Raw genomic sequence first — 12169 nt, 5'->3', positions numbered from 1 at the left:
GACGATACGCCCCACATCACGACACCACGGGGGACGGGGTTTGTCATGGCGGAACCGGAGATGAGTGTTTCTCCCTACTGGGAGCTGACGTTCGACGCGGACGGCGACACCGACGGGCACAGACGCGACCGGCTGCTCGCGGAGGTGGGGCCTCGTAAGGTGCGTGACCTCATCGTCTTCGCGCACGGCTGGAACAACGACCGGTCCATGGCGACCGGGCTCTACAGCAGGTTCTTCGCGGCGATTCCCGCGCTGGCACCCGCGACCGCCAGGATCGGTTACGTGGGCGTGGTGTGGCCGTCGATGCGCTTCACGGACGAGCCCATCCCCGACTTCCAGCGGTCCATGACCGCCACCGCCGTACCGGAGGCGACCGGTCGGCCCGGGCTCGACAAGGGCACCCGGCACGCCCTCCTGGAGACCTTCCCGGGGCGGGCCACGGTCGTCGAGCAGCTCGCCCGGCTGCTGGACCGACAGCCGGACGGCGACGAGGCCCTGGAGGAGTTCGGCGGACTGGTGCGACTGCTCGTCGAGGTGTCGCCCCAGGCGCCGCAGACGGCGTTCGCGGCGGACCTCCTCGGGGACGGCGAGCCGGAGGGCGACCCCCGGATGCTCGCCGGGAGCACGGCGGCGGTCTGCGAGGAGTTCGCGCTGGCTCTGGCCGGGCCTGAATCCCCGGGCTCCGGAGCCGAGTTCGCGCTGCCCCGGCTGCCCAATCCGTGGAAGGGCGCGCAGGAGCTGTTGCGGCAGGCCACGTACTACGCGATGAAGCGGCGGGCCGGAACCGTCGGTGAGCGGGGTCTCGGGCCGGTGATCGGGCGGCTCGCCGAGGCGGCGCCCGGGGTGCGGGTGCATCTCGTCGGGCACAGCTTCGGCGCACGGCTCGTGTCGTTCGCGCTGCGCGGGCTGCCCGAGGGGGTACGCACGGTGAAATCCGTGACGCTGCTCCAAGGGGCCTTCTCGCACTACGCGTTCGCGGCCGAGCTGCCGCACGACGCGCGTGCCGGGGGTGCGTTGCGAGGTCGGCAGAGCCGTATCGACGGGCCTCTCGTGTGCTGCTACTCCCAGCACGACGGGGCACTCAGCACGTTCTATCCGCTGGCCTCACGCACGGCGGGCGACAGCCAGGGGGTCCTCGCCGCCGACCGGTCGGTCCTGGGCCTGAACGTCGCGAAGGCGCTGGGCCCCAAGTGGGGCGCGATGGGCCACGACGGTGTGCAGGCGGTACCGGGGACGGTCAGGTTGACCATCGCCGAGGCTCTGGGGGCTGCGAAGCTGCCGGTGAGCGGGTGCGTGAACGTCGACGCGACGGCGGTGGTCAAGAGCGGTGGGCCCCCGTCGGGAGCCCACAGCGACATCTGTCACTCGGAGTTGGCGCAGGTGGTGCTGGCGGCGGGCCGTATCCACTGACCCGCCGCCGCAACACCCCGGTTACTACCGGTTGTTACCGGTTGTTACCGGTTGTTACCGGTGTGACGTGAACTCGACGACCTGCTGGTAGGTCGGCCGGTTCTGCCAGCTGATGTTGTAGTGCTTGATGCCTCCCAGGGTGCGCTGGACGATCGAGTCGGCGCACCACTGGTTGCCCGCCGCGCACAGGGTGTCGCCGGGGTAGACCTGGGCGGCCGTCTTGCCCGCCGCGGTCTTCAGGGTGCTGATCAGGATGTCCCGGCAGCCGCTGAGCGTGCCGCCGCCGCAGTACTTCTGCGTCAGCCCGCCCTGTACCGGGTCACCCAGAACCGCCCTGATGTCCTTGTCGACGTAGCTCCACCAGCCGAACTGGAAGGAGCTTCCCGCGTGCGCCCCGGTCGGGCCGTGTGCGGCCGAGGGTGCCTCGTCGACGGGGAGGTTGGTGGTGATGGCGGTGTAGAGGTCGGTGCCGAGGCCCGGTTGGAACTCGGCCTGCACCAGCAGCGGCCACCAGGCGTCGAGGATGCGGATCGCGTCGGCGTTGGCGTACGTCTTCGAACCCGCCGAGGTCTCCGTGCGCTTGGCGCCGGCGGTCACCCACGCGGACAGCTTGCTGACGGCCGCCGAGGCCGTGGTGTCGGTGACCGTCGAGCTGTTGACGACCCGCAGCAGTTTCGGCAGCACGTCCTCGGCCCGCAGATCGGCGAGCGCGGCGTCGGCCATGGCCTTCACCAACTGGGCCCGCGTCACTCCGCCCGCCGCGACGAGCTTCTTGACCCGGTCCTCCAGGAGGTTGCCGCGGTGGACGGAACCGTCGCCCCAGGAGGCGCTGGTGTAGTCCTTGGCCTGTTTGTTGTTCCAGGAGATGTAGTAGTCCTGGTCGATCGAGTTGGGGTGGGCGGAGGCCGGCGTGTAGTCGGCGGTGTTGGTCGTCGGGTTCCAGTTCCGCCACTCGTACGCGGACTGCGCCCAGACCGGGAACTCGGCGTCGACGCCGCTCGCGCGCACCGGGTTGTCGCCGCTGTTGTAGTACGCGGTGTGCGTGGAGTCGGCGTAGAACCAGTTGAAGGTGTAGTTGATGTGCTGCACCGCGGCCTGGAAGGTCGCCGGACTCTTCACGTAGTCGGGGTCGTTGAGCATCTGGAAGCCGATGATCGAGTCGGCCTCGTGCAGGTAGGAGGAGCGCAGGGTGGTGTAGGCGACCTTCTTGCCGCCGACCGTCGCCCGATGGCTCACCGGGCCGTACTTGGTGCGGTAGACCTGCATCCGGTAGGAGCCGGCGGCCGTGGCGTCGGCCGTGGTCGGCTTCCAGGCGTTGGTCTGCTCGAGCTTCTCCATCGCGGTGCAGGTGCCGTGGTAGAGGTAGTGGACGTCGTCCTGGCAGAGCTCGACCGCGTAGGAGTCGATGATGTCCTGACCGGAGGTCGTCGCACTCCACGCGTAGTCCTGGCCGCGGCCGAGTTCGACGTACATACTCAGTCCCGCGAAGGAGGCGCCGCGCGCGCTGAGGCCCGGGCCCTGGATCTCCTGCAGCATGAGCAGCTGAGGGGCGAAGTAGCCCGTCTGCGGGCCGAAGACGGCGATCGGGTGGCCGCTGGCCGTCTTGGCACCGCTCACCACCAGGGCGTTGGACATCCCGCGCTTGGCGGAGGTGAGGGCGGTGGCCGCGGCGGTGGTGGAGGCAGTGGTCGCGGTCGTGGTGGCGGCGCTGCCCGTACGGTCGTACACCAGCGGTTCCTCGGCGACCGTGCCGGCGTCGGGCAGGGCCTCGCCCTGCGGGTCGGCGGGCGTGGACGCGTAGGGGAAGCTCTCGCCGTTGTGGACGGTGAGGGCGGCCTCGGGGTCGTTCCGCTCGCGGAAGGCCTCCCAGACCTTGGTGCCCTGGACGACGCCGTACTGGGACTGGGCCGCCATCAGCGAGATCGCGTTGTTGACCTCGCCGCCGCCGCCCGAACCGAAGAGCGCGCCGATCACGGAGGCCAGCGCGACCAGGTCGGTGGTCTTGAAGTGCTGGATGGTGCCCGCGTTGGTGACGGAGTCCTTCCAGCCGGTCAGGACGTACTCGCCGGGGAAGGTGCGGGCGCTGTCGGAGGCGTCGATGTACGCGTTGATGCCCGCGACATAGGCGTTGACGTCGCCGAGCGCCTGCTGGCCGCGGGTGCCGTTGGTGGCGACCGCGTTGTCTATCTGGGCCTGGAGGTCGGCCTCGGTGTACGGGGCGTGGCGCCAGAACTCCTGTTCAAGGCCCTGGTTGGAGGGGTCGCCGCCCGCGAAGGGCGTGAGCTGTCCGCGTCCGACGTGCCGGAAGACGTCCATCAGCCACAGGCGGTCCTGGGCGGCGGCGTACCCGGCGCCGAACTCGGTGCCGTAGCGGGTGGTGCCTGTGATGTGCGGCACGCCCGTCTTCTTGTCACGGACGATCGTCACGTCGGTGCGGCCGGCCGGCGCCAGAGTGGAGGCGACCTGGTCGGCGGCGACCCCGAACGAGGCGTCGTTGAAGAAGTTGTTGATCGTGGTGTTGGTGAGACCGGAGTAACCCGTGGCCAGGTTGGCATAGGGCCCGAGCTGGTCTTCGGCGTGGTCCGGCTGCGAACCGAAGGCCTGGTTCAGCAGGATCTGCGCGAGGGTCGCGTTGCCGTTCTCGCCGGGCGGCAGGATGTCGGAACACTGGGCGCCGCAGTAGTCGTTCGCCGCCGCCGCCTGAGCCTCGGTCGCCGGGGAAAGCGGAGAAAGCGGCGACAAAAGACCGGCTATGAGTGTGCATACAGCCGCGGTCTTCAGGAACCCGAAGAGTCCGCGGGGAGTTCTCAGTCTGTCGAAGGTTCTATCGACGGTGTTGCCTGGGGTGCGCCGTGACATGGCAGCTCCTCCGGACCGGGGGGTGGGCCACTCCGAACGGAGTGGGCCAGAGGTTACCGCCGGTATCCCCGCGATTGAAGATGAACATGCGTCACTTTTGAACAACGTGGTACAGCAATTGCGTTGGAGGGGTGCGGGGGCACTTCGAGGCGCTGGACGCACACACGGTCCGGCTCCGTGCTCAACAGGTGTTGCACAGACGGCCGACAGTTTCGGGAGGTAACCGTGAAGGGTGGTCCGGCGGACGGCTTAGAGCCGTTGACGTCGGTCCCAAGGGGGCCCGGCGAACGGCTTATGGCCGTCATCGGAAAACGGATGGAGCCGAATGGCGTGTCGATACGTCTATTCGACGACGTCCGTTCGACGACGCCGAAGTGACCGAAGTACAGGTGCAGATGTGACGGAGGTGCAAGGCGATGGCCGGTTTCCGGAGTCTGGCGAGACAGGTGCGGGACCCGCGGTGCGATCTGGCACTGCGGCGGTACTCGCTCCGCAAGTGCCTTGAGCGATTCGCCCCTTACGGGCACAGGGCGACCTGGGACCATCTCTGCTCCCGGGCCGGGTTCGGCCCGGAGGACCGCTCCCCCGATCCAGCGCGGCTCGTGGCCGCACTGGACGAGCTGGAGGAAGCGCGCTCGGTCTGGATGGCCTACGAGGTGGAGTTCGCGAAGCGCCGCAAGAAGGAGAAGTTCGACGGGCTGCGCCGGCCCGGAAGCGTGGACGACTGGCATCGGCTGACCTGGGGTGGGTTCGGGGTGGCCTGGTGCGACGACCCGGGGGTGCACCCCCATGAATCGCTGGCCGAGGTGCTGCGACGGCTGATCGCCGCCCTGGAGCGCGAACCGGGCTCGGTGTGCCCGGTGTGCGACGGGGAGCGCCTCTCCTGGAAGTACGACCTGGCCCATGAGCCGTCGTCGGGTCCCGTCTGCACGGAGTGCGGCATCGTGGTGCCGCGGCCCGTCCTGACCCCCGAGGCCCTGGCGGAGTCCAGGCGCGGACGGCTGCTGCTCGCGTCGGCCTGAGCACGGCGGGGGTGCGCCGGGGATGCCGCACCCCCGATCGAACCGGATGGCCGGCGCCTGTTGTCCGTGGTGACTGGCACCATCGGGGCATGATGCAGGTGTGTCTCAACGGGTCCAGGGGTGCCGCGGACGGCGCGCTGGTGCCGATGTCGCCGGGAACGATGGCCGACTCCGCGGCCGATGCCGTCCTGGCCGGGGCCACGGACGTCCACGTCCATCCCAAGTCCCCCTGCGGACAGGACACCCTGTCGCCGCGCGCGGTCTCGGCGACGCTGACGGAGATCCGGTCGCGGGTCACCGTGCCGGTCGGCGTGACCACGGGCGCCTGGACCGAGCCGGATCCGGCACTGCGGCTGGAGCAGGTCCGGGGCTGGACGGTGCTGCCCGACCACGCCTCCGTCAACTGGCACGAGCCGGGCGCGGAGGAACTGGCGGCCCTCCTCATCGACCGCGGGGTGGGCGTCGAGGCCGGCATCTGGTCCGGCACGGACGGAGCGGCACGGTTCGCGGCCTCCCCCCTCGCCCCCAAGGTGCGGCGCGTCCTCGCCGAGGTGACGGACACCGACCCGAACACGGCCACGACGACCGCGCACACCCTCCTCACCGACCTCGGCGCGTCGCCGCACGGCCGCCCGATCCTGCTGCACGGCGAGGACGGCGGCGCCTGGCCGGTACTCCGCCTCGCGGGCCGACTGGGCCTGGCGACCCGGATCGGCGTCGAGGACACCCTGTACCTGCCGAACGGCGAACGGGCGTTGTCCAACGCCGAGTTGGTGAAGGCGGGCCTGACCGTATACCAGCGACAAATCCCGTAGCTCCACCCCTTTCCCGTAGGGAGAGTTGGCGACGATGAAATCCAACTGAGGAGCCGCTGATGTCGACGCTGCGCGTCACCGCCGAAGTGCTGACCGTCCACGAACACCCCAACGCCGACGCGCTCGAACTGGCCCAGGTGGGCCTGTATCGCGCCGTCGTCGCCAAGGGCGCGTACCGGACCGGCGAGGCGGCCGTCTACATCCCCGAGCAGTCCGTGCTGCCGACCGAGCTGGTCGACGAGCTGGGCCTGACCGGGCGGCTGGCCGGGAGCAACTCGGACCGGGTCAAGGCGGTACGGCTGCGCGGCGAGCTCTCGCAGGGCATCGTCTGCCGGCCTCGCGCGCTCGACGGCGTCGACCTCGCACAGGCGGCAGCCGACGGCACCGACTTCGCGGAGGGGCTGGGCATCGTCAAATGGGTGCCGCCGGTCCCGCCCACCATGAACGGCGACGTCGAGTCCGCGCCCGACCTCCTGAGCTGGGTCGACATCGAGAACATCCAGCGCTATCCCGGCATCTTCACACCGGGTGAGCCGGTCGTCCTCACCGAGAAGCTGCACGGCTCGGCCTGTCTGCTCACGTATCTCGCGGACGACGGGCGCGTCCAGGTCTCCTCGAAGGGGTTCGGCGCCAAGTCCCTTGCCCTGAAGGAGGATCCGCGCAACCTGTACTGGCGTGCGGTGACCGCCCACGGCGTCGCCGAGACCGCGGCCCACCTCGCCGAGCGGCTCGGGGCACGCCGGGTCGGCATCTTCGGCGAGGTCTTCGGGGCGGGCGTACAGGACCTGACGTACGGCGCGGACGGCCGACGCGAGACGCTGGGGTACGCCGTGTTCGACGTGTCGGTGGAGGTCGACGGGGAGGTGCGCTGGCTGGACGCGGAGGCGCTGCTGGAGGGCCGACTGCCGCTCGTACCAAGGCTGTTCGAGGGCCCGTACGACATCGACCGGGTCCTGGAGATCGCGAGCGGGCGCGAGACGGTGTCCGGGCGGGGGCTGCATCTGCGGGAGGGTGTCGTGATCCGGCCGGCCGTCGAGCGGTACAGCGCGGTGACCGGCGGGCGGGCGATCGCCAAGGCGGTCAGTCCGGCATATCTGACGCGCAAGGGCGGGACGGAGTACGAGTAGCCGGACGGGCGCCCTTCCTCTCCACCATCAGGCGGGATCCCGCCTGGCGTTCGCCGAAGACGTCGTCCGGGTTGGACAGGACGCAGCCCTCCAGGGACAGACAGCCGCAGCCGATGCAGTCGGTGAGATGGTCCCGGAGCCGGTTCAACTGTTTGATGCGCTCGTCGAGTTCGGAGCGCCAGTTCTCGGAGAGGCGGGACCAGTCCTCGCGGGTGGGCGTGCGTTCCTCGGGGAGTTCGGCGAGCGCCGCGCGGATCGTGGCGAGCGGGATGCCGACGCGCTGCGCGGCCCGGACGAAGGCGACCCGGCGCAGCGCGTCACGGCCGTAGCGGCGCTGGTTGCCCGCAGTGCGGCGGCTGGTGATGAGGCCCTTGGACTCGTAGAAGTGCAGGGCGGAGACGGCGGCGCCGCTGCGGGTGGCGAGCTGGCCGACCGTGAGTTCGTGGATCTTCTCGGGAATCTGGGGCACCCCTCGAACCCTACCGACAGCCCCTGCCCACAACGGCCGGCCGTGGTCCGTTGACAGGGAAACCCCGGCCGACCATGCTAAGCAGTTGCTTAGACATACTGCGGTTACTGGGACACAGTGGCGAGGAGGCCGGGAATGGCAGAGCCGAGGATCTTCACGGGTGCGGACGACCTGAAGGCGGCGGTGGGCGAGCAGTTGGGGTACACCGACTGGCTGGAGGTCGACCAGAAGCGGATCGACCTGTTCGCCGACGCGACCGGCGACCACCAGTGGATCCACGTGGACCCGGAGAAGGCCGCCACCGGCCCCTTCGGCACGACCATCGCGCACGGCTATCTCACCCTGTCTCTGCTGCCGCTCTTCGGGCCGCAGCTGATCAACGTCGAGGGCGTGAAGATGGGCGTCAACTACGGGACGAACAAGGTCCGTTTCCCCTCCCCCGTCCCGGTCGGCTCGCGTCTGCGCGCCACCGCCCGGATCGCCGGGGTCGAGGACGTGACCGGCGGTGTGCAGGTGTCCGTCGCCTTCACCGTGGAGCGCGAGGGCGGCGAAAAGCCGGTGTGCGTCGCGGAGTCGGTGTCGCGGTACTACCTCTGAGCCGCTGAGCGGGAGCTGCCCGGCTCCACCATCCGCAGCACGAGGTCGGCATAGAGCGCGCCGACCTCGTCCGGTGTGCGCGAACCGTTGACGTTGAACCAGCGGGCCACGTCGACACACAGCGACAACACGGCGAGGGTCGTACCCGGCACGTCGGGCACGTCGAACTCGCCCGTCTCCATCCCGTCCTCGATGATCCCGCGCACTTCGGCGTCGCACTGGCGGCGCAGCGCGAGGATCTCGGCGCGGGCGCCGGGGCCGAGGGAGTCGAGTTCGTACTGCACGACCCGTGCGGTGGTGCGCCCCCCGGCGTGCCAGCGGACGAAGGAACTGACGGCCTCCGCCAGCCGTTCCGTCGCGGTGCCCTCGGCCCGCGCCGCCGTACGCAGGATGTCGACGGCCTTCTCGTGGCCGATCCTGCTGATCCGGTGGAGCAGCTCTTCCTTGGTCTTGTAGTGGATGTACAGCGCGGCCGGGCTCATCCCCGCGCGGCCCGCGATGTCGCGGGTCGTCGTCGCGTGGTAGCCACGCTCGGCGAAGGCCTCCACCGCGGCGACGAGCAGCCGCCGGGCCGCGTCGGGGGTCACCTCACCCCACGGCGCCGCCTCGCCGCCGACCGTCTCCTCCGCCGTACTCATCGCCCGTTCGCCCCTTCCACCAACAGTGACCTCCCACTGTACCGCTGCGGGTGAGCGAGCGCTTAGAGTGCCCGCTCAGGGCTTTCCGGATCAGTACTTCTGGATCAGCGTTCTGGGATCAGCACTTCGGGATCAGTGCTTCTCGAAGGGGTCGTACTCGGCGAGCAGTTTCTCCAGCCGGGCCTGGTCGACCCGGCTGACGATCTGGCCGGCCTCCTGGCGGTCACGGATGACCTTGGCCAGGGTGAAGGCGGAGGTCACCAGGTAGAGGACGGCGATCCCGAGGAATCCGCGCACCCAGGCGTCGGCCTGGAGCCGGAAGATGCCGATGGCCGTCGCCCCCATGGCGATACCGAAGGACGCGACGGCCTGGCCGTAGAAGGCCGCCGTGCTCTGCTGCTTGACCGGTGTCTCACTCATGGGGACAAGAGTGCGCGGACCTGCCCCGCGTCACATCCGCCGAAGTACTCAGACAGGTACTCAACCCGGCTCGGAGGGAGCGGGCCTCAGAAGGCCGACACGCCCGTCAGCGCACGGCCGATCAGCAGTTTCTGGATCTGGCTCGTGCCCTCGTAGAGGGTCATCACGCGGGCGTCGCGCAGGAGTTTGCCCGCCGGGTACTCGTCGATGTAGCCGTAGCCGCCGAAGACCTGGAGGGCGTTGTTCGCGGCACGGACGGCGGCCTCCGAGGCGAAGAGCTTGGCCTTGGAGGACTCGGTGGCGAAGGGCAGGCCCCGGTCGATCAGGTCGGCGACACGCCAGGTCAGCAGCCGGGCCGCATCGACGTCCACGGCGATGTCGCTGATCAGTTCCTGCACCAGCTGGTGCCGCGCGATCGGCCCGCCGAACTGCTCGCGCTCGCCCGCGTACCGGACGGCCGCGTCCAGGGCGGCCTGGGCTATCCCGACGCACCCGGCGGCGACCGACATCCGCCCCTTCGCGAGCGCCGACATGGCCACGGAGAAGCCCTTGCCCTCGGGGCCCAGCATCGCTGAGGCGGGCACGCGCACGTCCTCGAAGACCAGTTCGGCGGTGGCCTGACCGCGCAGGCCGAGCTTGCCGTGGAGGGTGCGGCGGGTCAGTCCTGGGGTGTCGGTCGGCACGAGGAAGGCGGAGACGCCCTTGTGTCCGGGGGCGTCGGTCGAGCGGGCGAAGAGCAGGACCACGTCGGCCCAGGTGCCGTTGGTGATGAACATCTTGGTGCCGTTGACCACGTAGTCTCCCCCACTCTCGGCTCCGCTCGAGCGGGAGGTGCCCCCATTTTCGCGCACCGCCCGCGTGGTGAGGTTGCCCGCGTCGGACCCGGTGCCCGGCTCGGTCAGGCCGAAGCAGCCGACGTACGCGCCGGAGGTGAGCCCGGGCAGCCAGCGGCGTTTCTGCTCCTCGGTCCCCCAGTGCGCGACGGTCTTGGCCACCAGCCCCAGGGACACGGAGACGATTCCGCGCACGGAGGAGTCCCCGCGGCCGAGCTCCTCGGTGACCAGGCAGTACGTGAGGTGGTCGCCGCCCGAGCCGCCGTACTCCTCGTCGACGGTCAGCCCCAGGAAGCCCACGTCGCCGAGCTTCTTCACGATCGACCGGTCGACGTCCTCGGCGCGGTCCCAGGCGATGACGTTCGGGGTGATCTCGCGCTCGACGAAGTCCCGGGCGAGCCGCTGGACGGCGGTCTGCTCCTCGCTCAGTTCCAGGTTCATGACGAGCCACCCCACAGACACCCATAGACGGCCATAGACATCGGTCCGCGAACCCCCTTTAAATTAGCACTGCTAGTTTAAAGTCGCAGCCCTACTATGTGCGCCATGGCCCGACCGCGCAAGCCCCTCCTCAGCACCGACCTGATCGTCGAGACGGCACGGGCACTGGTGGACACGGAAGGCCTGGCAGCCCTGTCGACGCGCCGGCTCGCGGCCGAGCTGGGGGTCAGCGGGCCCTCCCTCTACAACCACTTCCGGACGAAGGACCTGATCCTGGAGGCGGTCGCGGACTCGGTGAGCGTGCTGGTGGACCTGTCGATGTTCGACGACGGACGGGACTGGCGTACCGCGCTGCACGACTGGGCCGTCTCCTACCGGGCCGCGCTGCGCGATCACCCGAACATCGTTCCGGTCATGGCCCGCGGCCCCGGCCGCCGCCCCGCGGGCCTGCGCCTCGCCGACGCCGTCTACGGCGGGATGGTCGACGCGGGCTGGCCGCCCGCCCAGGCCACGTCGATCGGCGCGCTGATGCGGTACTTCGTCATGGGCTCCGCGCTCGGTTCCTTCGCCGGTGGCTTCGTGGACGACGAGAGCGCCTACGACCCGGCCGACTATCCCCACCTCGGACAGGCCCACCTCCTCGCCGAGCAGCAGGAGAAGATCGACGAGCGGGCCTTCGAGACCGGCCTCACGGCACTGCTGGACGGGCTGGCCCAGCAGTACGAGCAGCTCAGGCGCCCCGAGTAGACAGCTCGCCGCACACACTTCGGTGGGCACCGAAGTGTCCGTACCCCATGCTGGGCCCATGACCACGAGGGCTGCGAGGAGTACGAGGAAGCCGGGCCGCGCGTCCGGTCTCGCGGCGCTGGCCGGGCTGATGGCGGACGAGACGCGGGCCGGTTTCCTGCTGGCGCTGCTGGACGGGCGGGCGTGGACCGCCGGCGAACTGGCACGCGATGCCGGGGTCGCCGCGTCGACCGCCAGTGAACACCTGGGCAAGCTCGTGGCCGGGGGGCTGCTCACCGAGGAACGCCAGGGACGGCACCGTTATGTCCGGCTGGCCGACTCCGGCGTGGCCCAGCTCGTCGAGGACCTGGCCGCCCGCGTCGGCCCCTCCGCGGTCCAACGCCCGGGCTCCCTGCGGGAGTTCGGCACCGGGTCCGCGATGGCACGCGGTCGTACCTGCTACGACCACCTCGCCGGACGGCTCGGCATCGCCCTCACCGACGCCCTGACCAAGCGGGGGCTGCTCCGCCAGGACACCGGATTCGCGCTCACGGACGCCGGGCTGCGCTGGTTCGCCGGCGCGGGCATCGACCTCGACCGCACCGGCCGCCGCCCCCTCACCCGCTCCTGCCTCGACTGGACCGAACGCCGCCCCCACCTCGCGGGCACCGCGGGCGCGGCCCTGTGCCGGCACGCCCTGAACGCCCGCTGGTGCGTACGCATCGGCTCGGAACGGGCGGTCAGGGTGACCCCGGAAGGGGAACACCGCTTCGCGCAGCTCCTGGGCATCGAGGCGACGGACTTGCACTGAA

At 70.2% G+C, this 12169-nt stretch carries 12 protein-coding genes; 7 read left to right on the top strand and 5 right to left on the bottom strand.

The window, feature by feature from the left end:
• Positions 1-45 precede the first annotated feature (45 nt).
• Positions 46-1410 (top strand): serine-threonine protein kinase, encoded by a 1365-nt coding sequence (locus ACW4TU_RS36440; RefSeq protein WP_457420361.1) that lies wholly within the window; start codon positions 46-48, stop codon positions 1408-1410.
• A 54-nt stretch (positions 1411-1464) separates the two neighbouring features.
• On the opposite strand, the gene ACW4TU_RS36435 is transcribed toward ACW4TU_RS36440, so the two are convergent.
• The gene (locus ACW4TU_RS36435) at positions 1465-4269 is read right to left on the bottom strand and encodes a penicillin acylase family protein (RefSeq protein WP_457420359.1); all 2805 of its coding nucleotides are present in this window, start codon (positions 4267-4269) and stop codon (positions 1465-1467) included.
• Between the two features lie 416 nt (positions 4270-4685).
• On the opposite strand from ACW4TU_RS36435, the gene ACW4TU_RS36430 reads away from it, so the two are divergent.
• From ACW4TU_RS36430 to ACW4TU_RS36420, 3 genes are all read left to right on the top strand, one after another.
• On the top strand, positions 4686-5291 hold the full coding sequence (locus tag ACW4TU_RS36430) for a hypothetical protein (RefSeq protein ID WP_457420357.1): 606 nt from the start codon (positions 4686-4688) through the stop codon (positions 5289-5291).
• Between the two features lie 89 nt (positions 5292-5380).
• Complete coding sequence (locus tag ACW4TU_RS36425; protein WP_457420355.1) at positions 5381-6106, top strand: 3-keto-5-aminohexanoate cleavage protein; 726 nt, start codon at positions 5381-5383, stop codon at positions 6104-6106.
• Between the two features lie 59 nt (positions 6107-6165).
• Positions 6166-7233 carry an RNA ligase (ATP) gene (locus ACW4TU_RS36420; RefSeq protein WP_457420353.1) on the top strand — a complete coding sequence of 356 codons (1068 nt, stop codon included), beginning with the start codon at positions 6166-6168 and terminating at the stop codon, positions 7231-7233.
• Here the strand turns inward: ACW4TU_RS36420 and soxR are convergent.
• Positions 7187-7702, bottom strand: a complete 516-nt coding sequence (gene soxR / locus ACW4TU_RS36415) for a redox-sensitive transcriptional activator SoxR (RefSeq protein WP_457420351.1) — start codon at positions 7700-7702, stop codon at positions 7187-7189. The genes ACW4TU_RS36420 and soxR overlap by 47 nt on opposite strands.
• 135 nt (positions 7703-7837) lie before the next feature.
• Between soxR and ACW4TU_RS36410 the strand changes: the two genes are divergently transcribed.
• The gene (locus ACW4TU_RS36410) at positions 7838-8299 is read left to right on the top strand and encodes a MaoC family dehydratase (protein ID WP_457420349.1); all 462 of its coding nucleotides are present in this window, start codon (positions 7838-7840) and stop codon (positions 8297-8299) included.
• Here the strand turns inward: ACW4TU_RS36410 and ACW4TU_RS36405 are convergent.
• The 3 genes from ACW4TU_RS36405 to ACW4TU_RS36395 form a co-directional block, all read right to left on the bottom strand.
• A complete protein-coding gene (locus tag ACW4TU_RS36405) occupies positions 8290-8937 on the bottom strand; it encodes a TetR/AcrR family transcriptional regulator (RefSeq protein ID WP_457420347.1) in 648 nt (215 codons plus the stop codon). The two genes, ACW4TU_RS36410 and ACW4TU_RS36405, sit on opposite strands and share 10 nt — an antisense overlap.
• Positions 8938-9069: 132 nt before the next feature.
• Entirely contained in the window at positions 9070-9357 is a 288-nt protein-coding gene (locus tag ACW4TU_RS36400; RefSeq protein ID WP_189146418.1) for a YiaA/YiaB family inner membrane protein, read from the bottom strand.
• A gap of 86 nt (positions 9358-9443) precedes the next feature.
• Positions 9444-10631 carry an acyl-CoA dehydrogenase family protein gene (locus ACW4TU_RS36395; protein ID WP_457420345.1) on the bottom strand — a complete coding sequence of 396 codons (1188 nt, stop codon included), beginning with the start codon at positions 10629-10631 and terminating at the stop codon, positions 9444-9446.
• Positions 10632-10736: 105 nt separating this feature from the next.
• Between ACW4TU_RS36395 and ACW4TU_RS36390 the strand changes: the two genes are divergently transcribed.
• Together ACW4TU_RS36390 and ACW4TU_RS36385 are read left to right on the top strand one after the other, a co-directional pair.
• Positions 10737-11378 carry a TetR/AcrR family transcriptional regulator gene (locus tag ACW4TU_RS36390; RefSeq protein ID WP_457420343.1) on the top strand — a complete coding sequence of 214 codons (642 nt, stop codon included), beginning with the start codon at positions 10737-10739 and terminating at the stop codon, positions 11376-11378.
• Between the two features lie 58 nt (positions 11379-11436).
• The gene (locus tag ACW4TU_RS36385; RefSeq protein ID WP_457420341.1) at positions 11437-12168 is read left to right on the top strand and encodes an ArsR/SmtB family transcription factor; all 732 of its coding nucleotides are present in this window, start codon (positions 11437-11439) and stop codon (positions 12166-12168) included.
• Position 12169 lies beyond the last annotated feature (1 nt).

The organism is Streptomyces kryoterrae (genome assembly GCF_054072135.1).
Note: the sequence above shows the minus strand (reverse complement) of the source record. Positions and strands in the feature narration are given on the sequence as shown.

Coding starts and splice junctions, on each gene's coding strand:
- ACW4TU_RS36440 (WP_457420361.1), top strand. CDS start 46: ATGGCGGAACCGGAGATGAGTGTTTCTCCCTACTGGGAGCTGACGTTC.
- ACW4TU_RS36435 (WP_457420359.1), bottom strand. CDS start 4,269: ATGTCACGGCGCACCCCAGGCAACACCGTCGATAGAACCTTCGACAGA.
- ACW4TU_RS36430 (WP_457420357.1), top strand. CDS start 4,686: ATGGCCGGTTTCCGGAGTCTGGCGAGACAGGTGCGGGACCCGCGGTGC.
- ACW4TU_RS36425 (WP_457420355.1), top strand. CDS start 5,381: ATGATGCAGGTGTGTCTCAACGGGTCCAGGGGTGCCGCGGACGGCGCG.
- ACW4TU_RS36420 (WP_457420353.1), top strand. CDS start 6,166: ATGTCGACGCTGCGCGTCACCGCCGAAGTGCTGACCGTCCACGAACAC.
- ACW4TU_RS36410 (WP_457420349.1), top strand. CDS start 7,838: ATGGCAGAGCCGAGGATCTTCACGGGTGCGGACGACCTGAAGGCGGCG.
- ACW4TU_RS36405 (WP_457420347.1), bottom strand. CDS start 8,937: ATGAGTACGGCGGAGGAGACGGTCGGCGGCGAGGCGGCGCCGTGGGGT.
- ACW4TU_RS36400 (WP_189146418.1), bottom strand. CDS start 9,357: ATGAGTGAGACACCGGTCAAGCAGCAGAGCACGGCGGCCTTCTACGGC.
- ACW4TU_RS36395 (WP_457420345.1), bottom strand. CDS start 10,631: ATGAACCTGGAACTGAGCGAGGAGCAGACCGCCGTCCAGCGGCTCGCC.
- ACW4TU_RS36390 (WP_457420343.1), top strand. CDS start 10,737: ATGGCCCGACCGCGCAAGCCCCTCCTCAGCACCGACCTGATCGTCGAG.
- ACW4TU_RS36385 (WP_457420341.1), top strand. CDS start 11,437: ATGACCACGAGGGCTGCGAGGAGTACGAGGAAGCCGGGCCGCGCGTCC.